The 20217-nt window shown below is 45.0% G+C and carries 9 protein-coding genes; 4 read left to right on the top strand and 5 right to left on the bottom strand.

The genetic code is table 11. The features are described 5' to 3' along the window. Nucleotides 1-5 precede the first annotated feature (5 nt). From ytvI to H8706_RS06760, 4 genes are all read left to right on the top strand, one after another. Nucleotides 6-1067 (top strand): sporulation integral membrane protein YtvI, encoded by a 1062-nt coding sequence (gene ytvI / locus H8706_RS06775; protein ID WP_262432029.1) that lies wholly within the window; start codon nt 6-8, stop codon nt 1065-1067. Between the two features lie 161 nt (nt 1068-1228). Next, nucleotides 1229-1567: a DUF6514 family protein gene (locus tag H8706_RS06770; RefSeq protein ID WP_262432028.1), complete on the top strand. Its 339-nt coding sequence runs from the start codon at nt 1229-1231 to the stop codon at nt 1565-1567. Between the two features lie 110 nt (nt 1568-1677). Then, complete coding sequence (gene secG / locus H8706_RS06765; RefSeq protein WP_262432027.1) at nt 1678-1920, top strand: preprotein translocase subunit SecG; 243 nt, start codon at nt 1678-1680, stop codon at nt 1918-1920. 79 nt (nt 1921-1999) lie between these two features. Next, complete coding sequence (locus tag H8706_RS06760) at nt 2000-3262, top strand: O-acetylhomoserine aminocarboxypropyltransferase/cysteine synthase family protein (protein WP_262432026.1); 1263 nt, start codon at nt 2000-2002, stop codon at nt 3260-3262. Between the two features lie 83 nt (nt 3263-3345). On the opposite strand, the gene H8706_RS06755 is transcribed toward H8706_RS06760, so the two are convergent. The 5 genes from H8706_RS06755 to H8706_RS06735 all read right to left on the bottom strand — a co-directional run bounded on the left by H8706_RS06755 (nt 3346) and on the right by H8706_RS06735 (nt 20107). After that, nucleotides 3346-9849 carry an S-layer homology domain-containing protein gene (locus H8706_RS06755; protein WP_262432025.1) on the bottom strand — a complete coding sequence of 2168 codons (6504 nt, stop codon included), beginning with the start codon at nt 9847-9849 and terminating at the stop codon, nt 3346-3348. A 17-nt stretch (nt 9850-9866) separates the two neighbouring features. Beyond that, entirely contained in the window at nt 9867-17546 is a 7680-nt protein-coding gene (locus H8706_RS06750; protein ID WP_262432024.1) for a hypothetical protein, read from the bottom strand. A 120-nt stretch (nt 17547-17666) separates the two neighbouring features. Further along, a complete protein-coding gene (locus H8706_RS06745) occupies nt 17667-18359 on the bottom strand; it encodes a response regulator transcription factor (RefSeq protein ID WP_262432023.1) in 693 nt (230 codons plus the stop codon). Further along, nucleotides 18360-19649, bottom strand: coding sequence for a sensor histidine kinase (locus H8706_RS06740; protein ID WP_262432022.1), 1290 nt, complete (start codon nt 19647-19649; stop codon nt 18360-18362). It lies immediately after the preceding gene. A 44-nt stretch (nt 19650-19693) separates the two neighbouring features. After that, on the bottom strand, nt 19694-20107 hold the full coding sequence (locus H8706_RS06735) for an EamA family transporter (RefSeq protein ID WP_394354539.1): 414 nt from the start codon (nt 20105-20107) through the stop codon (nt 19694-19696). Between the last annotated feature and the right edge of the window lie 110 nt (nt 20108-20217).

The raw sequence follows: 20217 nt of genomic DNA, 5'->3' as shown, positions 1-20217 counted from the left end.
GCGTATTGGAAAAAGAAAAAGCGGTGAATTTTATTATCGTGTCGGTTTATGTTTTCGCGTTTTTGGGCGTTTGCATATTTCTCGCGCCGATAATACTTAAAATTGTTCTGCCGTTTGTTCTGGCGTATTTTATATCGTTTATGATTACGCCGCTGTCCGACGTTCTCTATGAACGCTGCCGTGTTCCGAAACGTATCGCAATCGTCATTCTGATGCTTTTGTTCATCTCGCTGATTATTTTGCTGATTTTTAATTTTATCTATCAGGCGGCATTTGCGGTACAGTCATTTTCGCAAATGCTGTCTCTGTTTTTTGACGGAGAAATTCCGAGCCGTGCAAAAGGGTTATATAAATTTTATCAGTCGCTCCCGACGTCGAAACAGATTTTTATAGACGACATTCTTATCAATATAAAAGACAACGTGTCGGACATTGTGAAAAGCGCGGCGGCGGTGACGTTTGACACGGCAAAAGGCATTGCCGTTGCAGTGCCCAAAATCTTCATTTTCACAGCCGTACTTCTTTTGGCGACATATTTCATATGCGTTAAGCGAAAAGAGCTTGAACGGGCAATTTTCGGCGTTATACCAAAAAAAGCAAAGCCGTATATAAAGATGCTTAAAAGATGTCTTAAAAAAGCGCTCGGCGGATATGTAAACGCACAGCTTATTCTTATGTGCATAACCTTTGCGGTGCTTTTTGCCGCATTTTTGATTTTGCGCATAAAATATGCGTTTTTGATGGCGGCGCTCACCGCATTTGTGGACGCTCTGCCGATTTTCGGTTCGGGCACGGTGCTTATCCCGTGGGCGGCGGTAAATCTTTTGTCGGGCGACTGTTTAAAAGCCGTGTATCTTTTCGGAATATATCTTATCGTTATGATTATCCGCCAGCTTTCCGAACCCAAAATTGTGGGGAGCAGACTTGGAACAGATCCGCTTGTGACGCTTTTTGCAATGTTTGCCGGATTTAAGCTTGCAGGAATTTTGGGAATGATACTCGCGCCCGTTTTTGCGATAATTATAAAGGAATTTAATGACGAAAAAAGAAAATATCGCAGTATCTGACATTTTATTGAATTATATTCCAATGTACGGCAAATACTGTGGTACAAAATGGAGTTTTTCCCTTTATAAAGGCGTTTTTTGCGATAATTTCCGATATACAAACAACTGTAAATATTGTATAATCAATAATGTATTTAATTTTCGAGGGGGTTGTTTGTAAGGTGAAAAAGAAATTTTACAAAACGGTAAAGGTTGAAAAAAACGACATAACTTATCTTGACAGATGCTTTTTTGTTGATTACTACATTCTCGAAACGCAGAAAAGCACCGAAAGACACGGATATATAAAAAGTTTCGGAATTGAGGCGGTAAAGCGGTACACCGACTATTTTGAAAACAACGTTATTCAGGAGGACAGGGCATATGACATAACGCAGAGCGAAAACGAGATATACGCTTTTGCCGAAAAACTTGCGCGAAACACGGTTACACCCGTTTGTCTTGCCGACGCGGTAAGTGATTTTATTGGAGAGGAAGAACCCGAAAAAAGTGCGGTTTAGAAATTTTATTAAAAATTTAATTTTGCTATTGCATTTTTAAAAAACGTGTGGTATAATATTACAGTATTAAATTTAAAATTTAACTTTATTGATAAAAAGGTGGAAATGTAATGGCTATTTTAAAAAATGTATTGATTGTTGTTCAGATTATTGTTTCGCTCGTTCTTACAACCGTTGTGCTTATGCAGTCGGGTAAAGAAGCCGGTCTTTCGGGTTCTATCGCAGGCGGTGCGGAAACATTTTTCGGTAAAAACAAAGCAAGAACAATAGACGGAATGTTATCAAGACTCACAACCGTTTTGGCAATTCTTTTCATTGTCATTTCGTTTGTTTTGTCGCTTATCATAAAATAAGCTTTAAAATCAAAAATTTTAAAAACTCCGAAATTTCGGAGTTTTTTTATTACCTATGCAAAAAAAGGAGAGTTTTAAAATGAGAGATGAAACAAAGTGTTTACATTCGGGATATACACCCAAAAATTCCGAGCCGAGAGTTGTGCCGATTTATCAGAGCACAACATACGTTTTTGATTCCACAAAAGAGATAGGCGACGTTTTTGACGAGCCTACAAAAGCGCTTATATATTCGCGTTTTGCAAACCCCACCGTTATGGCGGTTGAGGCGAAAATTGCCGACCTTGAAGGCGGTGTGGGCGCTATGTGCACCTCGTCGGGACAGGCGGCGTCGCTTATGGCGGTGCTTAACATCTGCGGTGCGGGTGACAGCATTGTAAGCTCGTCCAAAATTTACGGCGGTACAATCAATCTTTTTGCCGTTACGCTTAAAAAATACGGCATTGAGTGCATTTTTGTGGACGAGGACGCGGACGAAGAAACGCTTAACAAAGCGTTTAAAGACAACACAAAGGCGGTTTTCGGCGAAACGATAGCAAATCCGGCTTTGAGTGTTCTGGACATTGAAAAATTTGCGCGCGCTGCACATTCGCACGGTGTTCCGCTTATTGTGGACAACACGTTTGCAACGCCGATTTTGTGCAAACCGTTTGAATACGGCGCGGATATTGTCATTCATTCCACGTCGAAATATATGGACGGCCACGCATTGCAGGTGGGCGGTGTTATTGTTGACGGCGGTAAATTTGACTGGACAAACGGCAAATTCCCGTCGCTCGTTGAGCCTGACGAGTCGTATCACGGCATAAGCTATGTTGAAAACTACAAAGAGTCGGCGTATATCACAAAAGCGAGAATGCAGCTTATGCGCGATTTCGGTGCATATCCGGCGGCAAATTCAGCATTTTTGCTCAATATCGGTCTTGAAACGCTCGCGGTGAGAATGGAGCGTTACTGCGAAAACGCAATGAGAGTTGCAAAATTCTTTGAAGAAAGCGAAAAAATCGAGTCGGTTACATATCCGGGACTTGAAAGCGACAAAAATCACGCGCTTTGCAAAAAATACCTAAAGGGAGCAAGCGGTGTTGTGACGCTTGTTATAAATGGCGGTAAGGACAACGCGGTGAAATTTATGGACAGTCTGCGTCTTGCGTCGAACGAGGTTCACGTTGCGGATATCCGCACCTGTGTGCTTCACCCTGCGAGTGCAACGCACCGTCAGCTCACCGATGAACAGCTTGTTTCGGCAGGTATAAACCCCGGTATGATAAGATTTTCGGTCGGTCTTGAAAATATCGACGATATTTTGGACGATATAAAACAGGCGCTTGCGAATGTATAAAAAATATTAAAAAAATTTCAATCTTAAAAAGGTTCCATAAAGAAAACCTGCATCAAATTATGATGCAGGTTTTAATATTTATTCTATTTTGTTTCGAGATACCTCTGCAAAACTGCCGAGGTTTCCGCTCTTGTTGTGTTGTTCTGCGGTGAGAAGAAATTATTCTCATCACCCATCATAATGCCTTTAAGTTTGCAGTACATAACCGCCTCAACAGCGTAATCCGAAATTTTATCGGTGTCCGCATAATCGAGCCTTATCGCCCACGCACCGCTCGGTGCAGTGCCCTTGTACTGTGCGTATCTGAACAAAATTGCCGCCGTCTGCTCGCGCGTGATACTGTCGTTCGGTGCAAAAAGATTATCCGAAATTCCCTTTACAATGCCTTTGCTTACCGCCCAGCGCAGTGCCTCGGCATAGTATTCTTTGTTGTCAATGTCTGTAAACGGAATGTCAAAATCCGTCTTAGGTTTTCCGTCCGCGCGCCACAAAACAGTAACGAGCATTGCGCGTGTGAGGTCGCTGTTCGGCTCGAATGTTGTGTCTGTTGTGCCGTTGAACAAACCGTTTTTAAACGCGTATTCAACGTTTTTAAAGAACCAGTCATTTTCGCTTACGTCGGTGAACGGATTGTTCCAATCCTCCGTTTTACCGCCGTTTTCAATCCATTTTGCATAAAGTGTAAAGCTCTTTGTCACGCTCTCGTTAAAATTGTACGGTACGGTGAGGTTTTTGTCGCTGTACCAGCCGTCAAACGTAAATCCGTCCTTTGCCGGATTTTCGGGTGCGTTAACGGTTAAACCGCGTTTTACTTTTCTGCCCGAAACACTGCTTCCGCCGTTTGAGTTGAACGAAACTGTGTAATAGGGGACGCCGTCGCCGTTTGATGCGCCGGACGGTTTTTTGAGATTTGCAAGCGCGTTTGAAAGTGCGGTCGAGGCGCTGTCAATGTCGGTCTGTGTAATTCCCTGTGTTTCACGGACCTGTTTTGCGCTTGTAAGCGCCTTTTGCAAATCGTCCCAACTGCTTTGAGTGTATACGTCGTTCTGCGTTTCTTCTGCGGTTTTTATAAGCTCGTCAAGCGCGGTGTAAATCAGCGCCTTGTCGGTGACGTCCGCAACAACGCCGTCGTATAAAAATTCGTTTCCGCCAAGGTCGAATTTCGCGCGGATAAGCGCTTGACCTGCCGATTTTGCAGTGATTTTCGCGTCGGCAAGCTCGGCGGAGGTTCCGCTCGCAATGTCAAGCGTTGTCTGCATAAGATTTGTAATATCAATTTTTCCGCCGTCGGGCAAAATGCCGAAAATTTTGAGATTTGCGCTCTCGTTTTCGCCGAGCGAAATTCTGCCGTTTTCAATCGGAGTGTCGCTTTCGATTTTCACCGAACGCACGGACGAAATGTTTTTATTCGTCAAATCAATGTTTTTCACCGTTTTGTTGCCCGACAAATCGGTTGCCGTGATTTCAATGTTTATTTTTGCAAGGTTTTTTGCGTTCTTTATCGGGAGTGTGCATTTTAAAAGTCCGTTTTCAAAAATATTGCTTTCGCGCGGTGAAACTTCTTCATCATTGATTTTAAACGTGTAAACCGCGTCTGCGTCTGCCGTTGCCGTAACGGTCACCGCGTCGGTATTGCCGTCAAACGTACTGCCGTTTTGAGGTGATGCAAGCAAAATTTTCGGCGGTTCGGTGTCTATATTTATTGTATCTTTCAAAACAGCGTGGTCGCCGTCAGAGTCAACCGCGTGAAATTCCGCAGTGTATTCGCCGTCGGGGAGTGCAGCTGCTATTGTATGAACAGCCGACTTTTCGGTGTCAAAGTCTATTCCGTCAATTTTTTCGGAGTTGATGTAAAGCTCACCGCTCACGGGAACGTCCGACGAAATTCTGATATTACCGCCGATGTATTTAAGGCTGATTCTTGGCGGTGTGGACTTTCTTAATTCCACGCTTTGCGAATTTACATAGGCGCTCGAATGGTAAATTTCGTCGCCGTCGCTGTTTTTGTCGGGGTCGTAAATTTTGCAAAGACGCACCTTTGCGGTGTATGTGTTGCCCGGAGTATAACCGGCGTCAACGCTTTCGCCCGTCGGTTTTTTGTCCTCGCCGATAACGGGGACGCTGTATCTTCCGCCGACAATAATTTCGTCGTTCTTGTCAAAATAAAGCCCTGTGTTATAAAGTTTGCCGTTTTCAAATATTTCAACAAGGTAACCGTCAAAATTGTCATCTTCGGTATCGACTGTGATTTTCAGTTTGTCATCACCGCAGTTTTCCATAGAAACGCTCTTCGGTGCAGTCGGTGCATTTGCGTTCGTAACCGAGATGTTTCCCGCGTCGTACGTGTCATAGCATATATCCTCGTCGCTCAACGTGATTTTAACTTTGTAATTTCCGCTCGGCATTTTGCCGGGGAGAGTGATGCTTGCATTTTTGTCTTTTGCAAAGATTTCAGACGTGTTTAAAACGATACTGTTTTCGTCGGTTCCGTCGGTTGCCGAAACTATGATTTTCGCATTTTCGCCGATGTTTTCGCCGTCCCACGAAACGTTTAAAACGTTTCCGTTAAGGCTTGCGGTGTGCGCATTAAGGCTTGATACGGGGCTTACCTTTATCGCCGCCGTGTCATAAGCGGTGTTGTCCGAAAAGCTTAAGACAAAGTTATCCGATACATCCGCTTTGGGGACTGCAATATAAAGCACATTGCCCGAAACGTTAACATTGGCGTTTTTGAGAGCCACTGTCTTTGTGCTGTCGTCCGCGTTGTGAGGCGGTGCGGTGTAATATCTTAAATCATAGTTTTCACCGTTCTTTGTTACCGTAAGCGACTTTTTAATATCGTTCTGAACTATGTCTTTTCCGTCGGTACGGCTCACCGAAAGTATGTAGTCGCTTCTTTCGCCGAAACTTACAATATGTTTGTTTCTTTCCGCGTTTGTGATAATTTCGGTTTTTCCGTTTTCAAGACTTGAAAGACGGATACCCGTATTGTTTATGTTTTTGAGCCGTTCGTCAAAATCCAAAACGGCAACACTGCCTGCACAGTAGGAAAGATTTCCGCCGACCGAGGCAAACTGCTCCTCGCCGGTGCTTGGGTCTGTGCCGATTTTAACGGGTTTTATGCTTTCGTTAAAGAGCGCCTTTGTTCTTTTTACACTCTCGCCGTCAAGTGCGGAGAGGGTTGCAAAGTTTTGGCTTCCGCTCGGATTTCCGTGCGTAAACTCAATGCTTCCGCCCCAGTAATAGGTAAATCCCACTTTTATAAGGCTCAAAAGCTCAACCGAACCCCAAACCTTTTTACTTCCGCCGCCAAGCTCTGCCGAGGCAAGTTCCATACCGCCGACAATGGGGATATATTTCGGAAGTCCCAAAGCGACGCTTAACACAAATTCCACAAAGTCGCCGTCGTCACCGCCTGCCGCCGCGGTGATTGTAAATCTTCCGCTCATAATGTCCAAGAAATTTACACCCGCGGAAAGGTTGAGGTTAAAGTTCGGATACCAGCCGACCGCGATTTCCCCGCCGTCTATAAATTTCGCGCGTTTATACATTTTAAGGCTTAAATCGTCAAACGAAACCTTGAGTGAACGGAGCGAAAGCTCAAGGTCGGCATTGCCCGTCAAAATTTTCGTGATGTCAAATTCAACGTGCATAAGCAGGGTTAGGGGAGGGATGCCGTCTTTGCCGTATATCGTTTCGTAAAGCTTGTCAAAGCCGCCGCCTCCGCCCGTTATCCACACAACGCCGAGGTTGTCGATATTTAATCCCGGCTCAAATCCGCCGATGGAAAAGTACATCTTGTCGGGTATCGGCGCGCCCGACGGCGACGATCTTACAACCAGTGACAGCGCCATTTTAACCGCCGCCGTTTCAACCGATGCGTCCACGCCGACCACGTATTTTTTGCCGATTGTGTTAACGCTTAATTCGCCCTCGATGTTGTCGGGCAAAAATTTCACAATCTGCGGAAGTGTGACGTGTGCATTCATATTTATGCCGAGATACCCCGGATTTTTACCGCCGTAGAGCACATCGTGAATTTCCGCACCTATTTCGGCACGGTTTATGTCGCTGTTTGCAGGCTCAACGTCCTTTTCTTTGACCTGTGACTTAAATTCGCCGTTTTCCTCGTCAAATGTAAGACCGAAGGTGTAGCCGTCGTCGTTGTCGTCATATTGAATTTCAACGGGTTCGGTCGTCCATCTTGCGCCTGACGCGGTGTTTTGACGCATTGCCGCCGCACCGCCGGGTGTCATAAACCCGAGGTCAAGACTTCCGCCGAAAGATATGATGTCCGACTTTTTATTGCCGTCCTCGTCATCAAGAATTTTTCCGAGAACGCCGTATTTCATATCAATCAAAAATCCGCCGACCGTTGTAAGAACATCAAAAGCGTTATCCCATTTAAGCTCTATAAAATCCTGGTTAGACTTTTCTATTGCACCGTTTTTCACAACGTTTCCGTCGGTGTCGTATTCGGGAATGATGTATTCCGTACCGCCGTTTAATCGGAATACCGCCGTGCCGTTTCTCACCGTTGTGTTTGCGCCGACGGTGGTAATTTTGCCGTCCATAAGAATTTCAACCGTGCCATTGCTTTTTTCCTCAACGGTAAAGTCACTGCCGTGATAGTTTAAGATGTGATTTATGTTTACATCTTTGTCTTTTCCCGTAAGACGGTAAAAATTCTCGGCGGTGCGGTCTTTTTGAATGTCACCGCGGAGTGCAAACAAAAGTTTTTCTTCGGATATGTCCGCACGCTCAAATTCCGCCTCGTTTTTGTATGCAATAACATTATATTTGTTGTTATCTCCGCGCTGAACGGTCACAACGCCGTAATACGCGTTTGAATACTTAATGTCGCTTGACAGCAAAACATACATACCGTCCGACGTAAAATCGGCCGGAACGCCGTTTAACGCCTCCTCGCCCGTGTTTGTGTTCCATATAAAATGGAGCTGATAGCGTCCCGGTTCCATATAGCCTTCGAGCATAATGCTCATACTTTTCGGGTCCGCTCCCTGCTCAAAGGTGATATTTTCAATCGGAACAGGGTAGTTTATGCCGTTGTCACCGCGGAGTTCTATTTTGTTTAGAAGTCCTGTTTTAAAAAAGCTTATGCCGTTTCCCGTTACTGTGATGTAGCGCGTGTCGTTGTTATAGATGATTTCGGGTGCGATATTTCCGAGCGTGATTGCAGGAATACTTGCGTCGCGCCCGGGGAGAATTATGTGGTTTTCGGAAGAACCGAGGCAGTATTCCTCGGCATATGAGCCAAGCTCGTTAACGCCCTCGTCCATATCGAAAATTTTTATAACAAAACTTCCGAGCTGGGCGCGGTTTTTCGGCTCAAATTTAAAGTCGAAATACGTAACTCTGTTTTCGCCCGATTTAAAGTCTAAAACGTCGCTGTAAACGGGGTCGGCATTGTCGTAAACAATCCAGTTTCCGCCGTCCGTCTGACGCTGTGTTTCAAATCCGAGCGCATATGCAACAACCGCAATATGCTTGTAATCTTTTCCGTTAAAGCTCGGATTTGTAAGGTTTACGTTAATTCTTACAACGTTGTCAATGCCGTCCGAGCCTTGATAAACCGTGTTTGTGCCGTCCTTAAATTCAAGCTTCGACGGTGCAGTTGAATTGATGATAATTTTGTTTTCCTTGTTTTTAAGGTTCGCCGTAACGCCGTAATACGTGGAAAACGACTTTTCCTCATTAGGTGCAAGCGTTTTCAAATCGTAATAAAGCGCCGATGCACTGTCTGCGATTTTTTTGTCATTAGCAGAATTTGTGAAGTTAAGCGTTGTGTCGGGAGTGTAGTCAAACACCGTTGACGCAAGGTTTGCCCAGTGCGCAAAAGTCATTTTGTACGGCTTTTGCTCGGTGAACACGCTGTTAACTCCGTATGCCACAATGTTTGACGAATACGGATTATCCCTCACAAAATAGTCGGAGGGCATTGTCACCGACGGGTCTGCCGACGAATCCCAAGTCTTTTCAAATTCAAAATATTCATATCCTGCGCCAAGCTTTTGCCTGGGAACTTCGTAATATCCGTAATCCTTTTCGCCGAGCCTGTTGTCTATGAGAATACGGCTTTTTATCTCCTTTGCACTGCCCGAATTGTTTTTGACATTATACGTAATCATAGCTGTGCCGAGCTGTTCCGATGTGCCGTTGTTAACGAGTGAAATTTTCTGCTCGATTGCAATGCCGTCCGCGCTCCATTTGCTGACGATTGCCTCGCCGTCGGGCGATTTTTCGGTGACAACATCGGACGTGCCGTTTCCGAAAATTCCGTATTTGTTTCCGAACACATATTCGTCACTGCCGATTTTAAACGATGTGAATGATGTGTCGAAATTTTCGCCCCGATGCGTGATAAATGCGTTGTTGTCGCTCTTTTTGAGAATGTCGCCCTCAAGCGTTGAAATGACGTAACCGCCGTTTTTACTGTTTACAATAACCTTTATGTATTGGTTTGAAATTTCAAGTATGTCATCCTGGTCTGCCGAAACAAGCGCCGGCGGAACAAGAGTGAGCATAAGCGTTATTGTGAGTATTGCCGATATAAAACGTTTAAACATTTTTACACCCCCGTTCCTTAATATACATACACGTAAAGCAAATACATTTTTTTATTGCTTTCGTGTGCGAGAATTGTGTAGTAACCTTTTTCCGACGCTTCAAATCCCAATTTTGCGTCAAATGATTTTGCATATTTCATCTGTCCCGCGGTTTTGTGACCCTTTGCATAGTAGTATTTTGCGCCGTCCGACGGGTTGTCAAGACGTATTGTGCCTTTCTGCGCGGTGTAGGTGTCGTTTGCATAAAGCTTTGCCGAACCGATTTTAAAACTGTAAATATCCTTTGAAATTTTAACCGAGCACTCTTTCTCGGCGGTGTTGCCGAGTCTGTCGGACGCCGTGATTTTTGCGGTGTAAATTCCCTCTTTGTTAAGGTTTACATTTTTTAAATCAACACTTATTTTCACGCCGTCGTTAACGTCTTTCAATGCGTTTCCGACGGGTGAGTTTGCGCCCGACTGCAAATCGGTTGCGGTAACATTGTCAAGAATAAGTTTTTGTGCGTCGTCTTGGCTTGTGCCTTCTTTTATCACAATGTTTTGACTGTTTTTAATAAGCAGGAGCGGAGCGGTTCTGTCGATAACCGACACACTTGCCTGTGCAAAGTTTTCGTTGCCGTAAATGTCGGCTGCGGTGATGTTGTACGAACCGTTTTCGCTGACAACAAAATAGTAATTATATGTTTTTTCGTCCGCCGTGCCTTGGTTTAATGTAACTTTTTCATTTTTAACATCAAGTTTGTTTCCCGATTTTGTCGTTGCCGTGATTTCTTTTATGCCCGAAGCATCGGAAACATTTAAAAGAATACGCACATTTTTGCTTGTGTATATATTGCCTGCCTTGTAGCTTTCTTCTGCCGTGAGTGTTTTGCCGTCACCCACGTAATCAACGCTTACCGTCATTTTGGGACCTAAATTGTCAATCTGCGAAATAACGGGGTAAACACTCAACACATTGCCTGCTCTGTCGGCAAAACTCAATATCTTCTGACCGTTTTCGTCAAATGTCACAATATGGCGGTTTTTATACATTTCATCGGCGTTCTGACCCTCTTTTTGGTCTTGCAGGAGCATAACCTCCTCGCCGTTTGCAAAAACGTATTCGTACGTTACGGTGTTGTTTTCGGTTTTGATTATCGGGTATCCCGTTTCAATGACGGGAATATCCTTGTCGATAACGGTGATACCGCCATCCTCGGGACGCCACAGCGTAACCGAGTTACCGCTCACGTCGCTCACTTTAAGGTATGCCTGACAGTTTCTCTTAAATTCCACCGTGAGTGCGCGTCCGCCCGATACCGCGCTCACATATTCGTCGGTAGGGGTGAGTTCCTTTAACGTTTCTTTGTTCTCGTATGCCTTAACTTCGGTTGCGGAAATCTGCTCGTTAAAGGTTATGAAAAGCTTTATCGAATTGTTTGTCGGTGTTTTGAGAAGCTTATCAACCGCACTTGCGGTGTCTGCGTCAATAACGCTTTGCCAGCCCTCGGTTACAATCTGCGGTGCGTCTTTGTCTATGGTGAGAACCGCAACAGCAACCGTGCCGATGTTTCCGGCTTTGTCGGTCATAACAAACTTACCTGTTCCGTTTACCGCAAATTCGGTGTAAAATCCGTTTTCGTCTTTCTTTAATTCCAGTTTTTTGCCGTTTATCTGCGTTCCCGTCACATATACGCCGTCCTCCGCCAAATCGGTTGCCGAGGTGACAAGATATGCTTTTATATTATCGTTGTTTCCGTCATAGCGCACTGTGCCGTACGGTGCGGTAAGGTCGATTGAATTTGCAGGGAGCGTAACGGGTACTTTTATCGAATTTCCCGTTCCGATACCGCTTAAAATTACGTTAACCGTTCTGTCCTCGGCGCTTTCGCCCGTGAATGTGACAAGCTTTTCTTTTTCATACAATGCCGTACCGCTTGGCAAACTGCCGTCTTTTGAAACGGCTGCCGAAACGGTTTCGCCGTCTTTGTTAAGCGCCTCGATTTTTACCGATACCGCACTGTTTACCGCGTTTTCGGAGCCTGTGCTTTCAAGCGCGGTAAAGCCGTTTTTGTCGGCGCAAAGGTATGTTAAACGGTATGACGCAATTTTATTGTCGCTCCTGTCGGCAAAGCTTATGTCGGATGCGTCCGCAGTGTAGGTGTTTTCGTTTCCAGCCTCGTCGCGGAATTTGAAAGTATATGTTTTCTCGGCTGAATTTTTGTCAAATGTCACCGACGAGGGCGATGCACCGTTTGACGACGGGATAAGATATGCGCCGTCCTCGCTGAAGCCCTCAACCGAATATGTCACAGAATAAATATACTGTATGTTCGTTTCCGCGTCTGTTTCGCTGTCAATGCCGACATTAACAATCGCCTCGGGAGGCGTTTTGTCAATGTTCAATATCGGAAGTTCAAATGTTCTGCTCTGTCCGATTTCCTTGTTTGTAACGGAATATGTAAGCTTTCCGTTTTCGGTGAATGTAAATTCGTCCTTGCCGTCAACCGAAATATTTTCGTTTCCGTTTGTGTCAATTTTCACAGTTATGTCGGAATTTACCTTTTCGTCGGGCAAAATTTCCTTGCCGTCTGCGAAAAATTTAAGGCTGTGGCTGAACGCCGTGCCGAAAATGTCGGCATAAACGTCCGCGTTTGCGGTTTCTCCGAAAAGGTCGGTAAATCCGATTTGCACAATTCCGTCACTGTAAACGGGAAGATTTTCGTGCGACGCGCTGTATTCGTTTTCAAATCCGTCAAGCTTTACGGGAACGCTGAAGTTAAGCGCACCGCTGTAGGTGTAAACGGGGATACCGTCCTCGTTTGCCGTGTTTGTGACCTCTGCCTTTTTGCCGAAAATAGCGGTGTCAAACGTGTGTGTGTATTCGCTTTTGTTTCCTGCATTGTCCTCAATTACGAGCGACACCGAGGAAAGGGGAGTGTCGGGAAGATATTTTACGTATATCTTCGCGTTTATTTCGCCGTTTTCGGTGTTCAATCCTCCGCTGAAATATCCCGGTACGTTTTCAACGGCGCATATATCGTCTTTGTTATAGCCGTCGAAAATTTCAGACGAGTATTCGTCATTAAACTTTAAATACGCTCTTTTTACCGTGTTTTCAGCCTTTGCTGAAACAGTGAAGCTTCCGTCCGATACGTTGGGCGTAAATACGGGATTTTCAATAAATTTCGGCGGTGTCGGATTTACGTTGTCTATGCAAAGCTGTGCAAAATCGGCATAGTCATTAACGCGGAGATTAACAAGTTCGCCGTTTATAAGCGCCGTCCAGCTTGCATTGTTTGCATTGTCATATGTTGAAGTAAACATATAACCGTTGCTTGTAAAGTGATAAAATCCGTTAATGTCGGGGAGAACTCTGATGTAATATGAGGTTTCGCCCGTTTCGTAGTCGTAATCTTCGCGGATTTCATAATCTTCATATTTGCTCAAATCGTCATTTTCGCAGGCAATGCGCCAAGCGTCAAGATAATAGTTTGGCGTGCTGTTTTGGCCTTCGCTTCCGTCCGCGTCCGCGAGCAAAAGGGAGTTAATGCCGCCGCTGTGCATTGCTCTTTCCCGCAGCACCGATTCGGGAGTGTCGATAACCGTTCTTCCGTCCTTGCCCGTTTGGGTGTCGGTTATTGAGTTGATTTTAACAAGCACTTCGTTTGTTATGCACTCGGTTTCCGAAACACTGATGTCGAATACAGGTTCAAAGTTGTCACGGCGGAGAGTGAGCACATAAACAGGCGATGAAAGTCCGCGTTCGGGATATTCAAATTTATAGTACAGGGTAACTTCTGCAATGTCGTCCGCATCTTTTTTGAAGTAATCGCCGAGGTAATAAAGATTTGACGTAACATTTGCCTCATTAACTTCAAACGGTATAAGCACGGATAAACTGTCGGGGCTTACACCTATGCGCATTGCATATTTCATATCGGTTGAATTTTGCGCCGGTGCGCCGAAATATGCAATGGCACTGTCGCAGTCGTTTATAAACGGCGCGGTGAAGTTTACATAAATATCGGTGCGGTCGTCGTATACGGTGTTAAACGTATATACGGGAATATCGGGCGTAACATCGTTGCCTTTTGCGTCAAACACCGCCTCGGTGTTTTGGTTCGCATCTCTGATGCCGGCAAGATATTCCGGATAACCGTTGCGCTCGTAATATACCGCGCTGATATAACCCTGAGGCGAGTTGTCAAATGCAAAATACGTTATCGGCTTTTTGTCCGTTTCGGTGCCGTTTATGCACTTTACAGAGTACACAAATTCATAGCGGACACCCACGCTGTAATCGTATTCGCCGATACGGTAAAATTCGGTTTCGAGCGTTTGAGGGTCAATGTCAACTGACGCGGTATAAACGGGACTGCACGTTTTGCCTATAACCTCGCCGTTGATTTTGCCGAGATTAAGGTTATATTCGCTCTGTGTTCCTCCGGAAAGCTTTGAAAATCCGAGCTCGCTGAATTTCCACTCGTTTATCCGCACGCGCTTGCCGGCGGTTTCGTCGCCCTCTTTGTTGTGCTTTCCTTCGTATTCAACTTTTTCAAGCGCAATATAGCTGTTTTCTTTGTCAATGCGGTCAAGGTCGGTTACGGGGTCGCCGGCAAGATAAAATTCCGCCTGTGCAAAACCGAACAAATTCGGTGTGTTGAGGGGATAGCTGAAGCCTTCTTCGTCGTCGCACCAGAAAAGATTTGCCTTTTCGTCGTTCCGTATGTAATCAATTCTCTTTCCGTCACCGCCGTTTGTGGAAAATCTCACCTGACGTATATTTATATCGGGAGCGTTGTATAAAGTGTTAAATTCCGCGGTGCGTATAAGTGTTTCGCCGTTTTCGCTCTTTTCAACAGCCATTACAAGCACGAGCGGACGGTCTGTTTCGCTTGCGGGAATATTTTCGCCGAGCATCTCGCCGTAACCGTCGGTATTCGGCACTATGCTTACAACGTCTGTGCTGTTGTAAAGCTGTACAGTGTCGGAAAAATCGTTGTTATACTGCTCTGTCGATTTGTCGCTGTCGGTGCAGCGGAAAACACTGCCGTAGTTTTCCGCGCGGTTTTTTAATTCCGCCAGAACGTCGCCTGTGATATATGCCGATAAATCGTCAACATTTGCAGGCTTTTCAATCCACATAAACCAGAAAAGATATGCGTTTTGAATATGGTAGTCCGCAACGGGGTATTCGCCGTTTGTATACAACTTATCGGTATATTCGGAGAGAGTGAGTGAAGTAACCGACCTGTCGTATTTCATAGGAATTTTTTTAATTTCGCTTGTGTTGCCCTTGCTGTCCGATGCCGTTATCCAAATTGTTTTTTCGTGAATTTCACCGTCGGAAAGATTATCGGGAGGGGTGATAATTCCGCTTTTTCCGTCCGCTTCGGTGTATGACGGCTCATCGGTATCGTTATCCGAAAAACCGTATTTATATTTCACGTCACTGTCCATATCGGTGACGGTAACGTTGATATTTTCGTGCGTCACGGTTGCCGAAACTGACGGTGCCAGTGTGTCATATCCGAGCCATTCGGGCGCGGATATGCTTTTTTGCGCCGACGCGGTATTGCCCGCATCGTCGGAGAGCGACACGTTTATGTCGATTTTATCTGCCTCGCAGTTTTGCGGAAGTTTTACAAAGCCGTATGCTTTTGCACCGTTTGCCGATGTGACAATCGGCGTGCTGAACGATACCGACATTGCGCCGTTTGTGCCGTTTTGCCACGCGTCTGTATAGCTTTCGGACGCAGACGCCTGGTAGCCTATGCTTTCGTTTTCGATACTTCCGTTGAGCTTTACCGTAAACGACGCGTCACAGCCCTGTACCGATTTGTCGGTTATGTCCGCGGTAATCAAAATTATATCGTCCGAAATGTTTTTCGCGGATATATCCGCAGTCGGTGCGGTATAGTCGATTTTATACTGCTTGTCGGGCGAAACGGTGTATTTTGAAATAACTGTTTTGTCGCCAACCGGAAGGTCGGTAGGGGACAGTTCGCCGTCCTGATTTATTTTATAATTCATAAGCGAATATCCCGAATTGTCTTTCAATTTTTCGTTGTCATACGAAACAGATGTTATTTTAACACTGTCGCCGTCAACCTCACATTCGGGATAAAATGCCGTATAAAACGTGATGGTTTTTTTGTCGTCGCTTAACATAACGGGGTCGACAAATCCGCGGTTATTGTAAAAATACGAATATTTGACCCACTGCCCGTTTATAAACATTTTTCTGTCAACGCCGTTATTGCCGGGTGTTATTGTCACATATTCGCCGTCGGAATTTTTAACGTTGAGCGTCATAGACGGCAAATATTCGCTTCTTATGTATCCTGTGAGCGCCTTGTTTAAGTTTAAGTTTATCTCCACAAGGTCGTCGGTAAGAATAAATCGCGAATTTTCGCCGGATTTTTTTGATATTTTTATGCTTTCAATTCCAAAAGGTATCAAATCGACCGCCGAGCCTCCGCCGACGGGCGCGGTAACTTTAACGGCAGGCTGATTGCCGTTTATGTCCGATGCAAATTTGTTTCCCGAAATATCGTAAATATTGTTCCAGAACATCTCGTTTTGCTTCGGCGACACCGTAACGTTTGTGAATTTATAGAAAAATCCGCGTTCCTGCGTCACCTTGTCGGTGTCGGTGTAAGGGTCGGAAATTTTGTATTCAAAAATCATAACGGGTTTTCCGTCGGTTTTTGACGGTGCAAACTTCAAAAACGGCGCCTCCGCAATCATTCCGCTTGTTGAGTCCTCGCCGATTGTGTCAATTTTAAGCGTGAGGTCTTTAACCGAACTTTCCGAAATGTTTTTAAAAAAAACCGGTTCGTCCCATTCAACGCGGAAATACACGGTGCGGTCTTTTAAGTTTTTCACCGTGTCAAGCGTTATTGTGTTGTTTGCTATTTTCTCTTTTCCGTCCGCGTCCGCAGTGACGGTTACGGAAGAAATTTTCGGACCCTGTATATCTCTTCCGACAAGCATTGCGCCCGACAAATACGAGTCAACCTGTGCGTCGCGGTCGCTTCTTGCCGTAAAGGAAATAACCCCGAAAGTTTTTGAGTCTTTCCACGCGTTGAAATTGCCCAAATTCGGGCCGTCGGCAACCGCGTTGTATTTTTTCCAGCCGCCGCCTTTTGAGTCGGTCACTTCGCCGAGGGCATATGTTCTTCCCGTGTCGTTGCTTTTTCCCGTAAGTCCCCACCTTGTCTGCACGGTTTTAACTTTCCACGAGAAAAAGTATTGAATGTCGCCTTTGGAATACAAATTTGACACGTTTCCGTTTGCTCGGTTTTCCTTTGAATTAAGCGCGTCAAAACTCACCGCCTCCGTCCAGTTCCATCTGTTTCTCGGGCCTTTAAGCTGTGTGAGCCATTCGCCCTTTGACGAAAAACAGCCTGACATAGGCGTGTCGTACATTTTTCTGCCGAAACGGTTCAAAAGGTATCCGTTTTCGTTGAGCCATTTTATGGAGCCTGCCTCGTCGCGCGCGGTTTTTGTGTCAACCTTTCCCCATTCGGTAACGCCCGCGTCAAAAAATTTCACGGGCTTTCCGTCGGTGTAAAGCGTTGTTACGGGTTTATACGTCACGGTGTGACCGTACGCATTCTGCCCGTTTTGCGCAAATGCGGTAAGGTTTGAGCAGATAATTTGGTTTGCAAGCATACCTGCCGTAATGATAAGCGCCGTAAATCTCCTTTTCAAAAAAATCCCCTCCCAAAAAATAAAGCTCCGATTAAAACCAATCGGAGCAATGGTTTTAACGATATATAAATTATATCAGAAAAAACCGTTTTTTTTGAAATATTAGGAAAAACTCACAATTTAATTTGACGTGAAAAGATAGCCTTTTCCGTACACCGAAACTATGTCGTAATCCTCGGCGTTTTTTGTGTCGATTTTGCGCTTTAAATTGCCTATGTGAAAGCGTATTGTGCGCGTGTCGTCGGCAGACGGAGCGCCCCACACAAATTCATAAAGCTCTTCGGGCGAAAAGATTTTGTTTTCGTTTTCGATTAAAACCAGCAAGAGGGCAAATTCTTTTGCGGTAAGGTGCGCGTCTTTGCCGTTTACAAGCGCCTTGTTTTTGGAAATGTCAAGAGTAATCGGACCTTTTGTGATTATAACCTGCTTTTTCTCCGCCTTTGTGTGACGCGTCAAAAGACGGCTCACCACCGCGATAAGCTCGTCAAAACTGTACGGCTTTGTAAGGTAGTAATCACCGCCGTTTCCGAGTCCCTCAACCTTGTCCGAAACTTCGCTTTTCCCCGTTAAAAATATCACGGGATTGTCGCTCGATTTTCTGAAATTTCTGCAAATATCCATACCGCTTCCGTCGGGAAGCATAATGTCAAGTATCAGCATATCGGGCGTAAATTCCGAAAGTTTTTGTATGCTCTCTGCATACGATTTCGCCGTCGTGACGCTGTATCCGCGCCGTGAAAGGAGCCTTTCGTTGATGCTTAAAATTTCAGGTTCGTCCTCAACTATGAGTATTTCTGCCTTTCTTTCATCCATTTATTTGTCCTCCGTGTTCGGTACGGTGAAAGAAACGGTTGTTCCTTCGCCGAGCTTGCTCTCTATTTTTATTTTCCCGCCGTGCGCTTCAACAATTTTGCCGCACACAAAAAGTCCTATGCCGTGGCGCCAGTATTCCTTGCTTACCGAAACATATCCCTTGAGCGCCTTTGATTTTATGTTATCGCACATTCCCTCGCCATTGTCCGAAACCGACACAATCTGACAGTTTTTGCCGTTTTTAAGACTTATGGTGATTTTGCCGTTTTTTGTGTGGCGCAGACTGTTTGACAAAAGATTTGTCATAACCTGCATAATTCTTGCGCAGTCGGCGCAAACGGGCGGAAGATTTTCTTCAAGATTAAATATAAGCTCGTTGCCGTTTGTGTCGCTTTTGCCGAAGTAACATTCCGCAGATTCGCGCATCAGCGGTGCAAGATGAACGGGAGTAAGCTCAAGCGCGAGCCGTCCCTGCTCAATGGCTGCGGTGTCGGTAAGCTCTGTCACAATTCGGTTTATGCGCATAACCATTTTTTCTATTGTTTGCTGGTTTTCTTTCAAAATTTCGGTGTCAGGATTTTTCTCGTCCAGAAGTTCAAATGTGTCGCGCGCGTGAAGGCTTATAGCGTTGAGCGGATTTTTAATTTCGTGCGCAACGGTTGTCAAAAACGCAGATTTTGCCTCGTCGTGGCGTTTTAACTGCTCGTTTTGCGAGGCGAGCTGTTTTTTCTGTTCCTCATATTCGCGCAAGTGAATGAATATGACAATTCCGCACGAAATGCTCACCGCAACGGCGGAAAAAAGCACGTCGGCAAGAATTTCTCTCTCGCTTTGAAACCACGATATGCGTTCGGGATTGAAATATGCAAAAATCGAAATTCCGATGTATTCAGCAATTTCGGCAAGCGATACAAAAAGCGCCGGTTTGCCCTTTAACATAAGCACGGTAAACAAAACCGCAAAAACAAAGAGCGACGGCATACCGCCTTTGTATCCGCCCGACGCGAAAAACTGCATAGGGAAGAATATCATAAAAATCGACACTATGGTTATGAGCGAGCCAATTTGATATTTTTCAGTTTTATATGTAAATATCAGCAGTCCTGCCGACAGCACGGCAAGCAGTATGCTTAAATATGCGCTTGTCCGCATACCGGTAAAAATGTTCAGCGCAAGCGTCGCCGCGCTTATGCCTACACCGGCGAGCGCAAGCACATTGAAAAGCCGTGTTCTGAAATCGAGTTTTCGGTCTAAAAACCGCATTGCAAAGTTTTTTATTTTTTTATACAATTTTAATTTCTCCCGATTTTAAATTTAGCCTAGCCAAAAGATGCCTAAACAAGCAGTAAAAGAGTTCCGCATATCAGCAGAATAAGTCCGGTGAAAGATTTTTTTGTAAGTTTTTCTTTCAGCACAACATAAGAAAAACTTACCGTCGCCAAAATGCTCAATTTGTCAATCGGCACCACAACGCTTGCCGGGCCGTCCTGCAGAGCTTTGTAATAGCACAGCCACGACGCGCCGGTTGCAAATCCCGAAAGAATTAAAAACACCGGCGTTTTAGTGCCCATTGTGAATACTCCGTTTTGCGCGCCGGCAACAAAAACCATAATCCACGAAAAAATAAATACGATTACCGTTCTTATTGCCGTTCCCAAGTTTGAATTTACGTTTTTTATTACAACCTTTGATAAAACCGCGGTTATTCCTGCAAAAAATGCGGATAAAACCGCAAATGCCAGCCACATATAAAACCCCTCTTTGCTATATTCTATCACATATTCCGATAATAGTATAGCATATTTGAATAGATTTTGAAAAAAATATTGAATTTAGCCGCTCCTCAATAAGAGAGCAC

This window comes from Qingrenia yutianensis (assembly GCF_014385105.1).
Lineage (GTDB): Bacteria > Bacillota > Clostridia > UMGS1810 > UMGS1810 > Qingrenia > Qingrenia yutianensis.
This window is presented reverse-complemented; position numbering and strand designations above follow the sequence as displayed.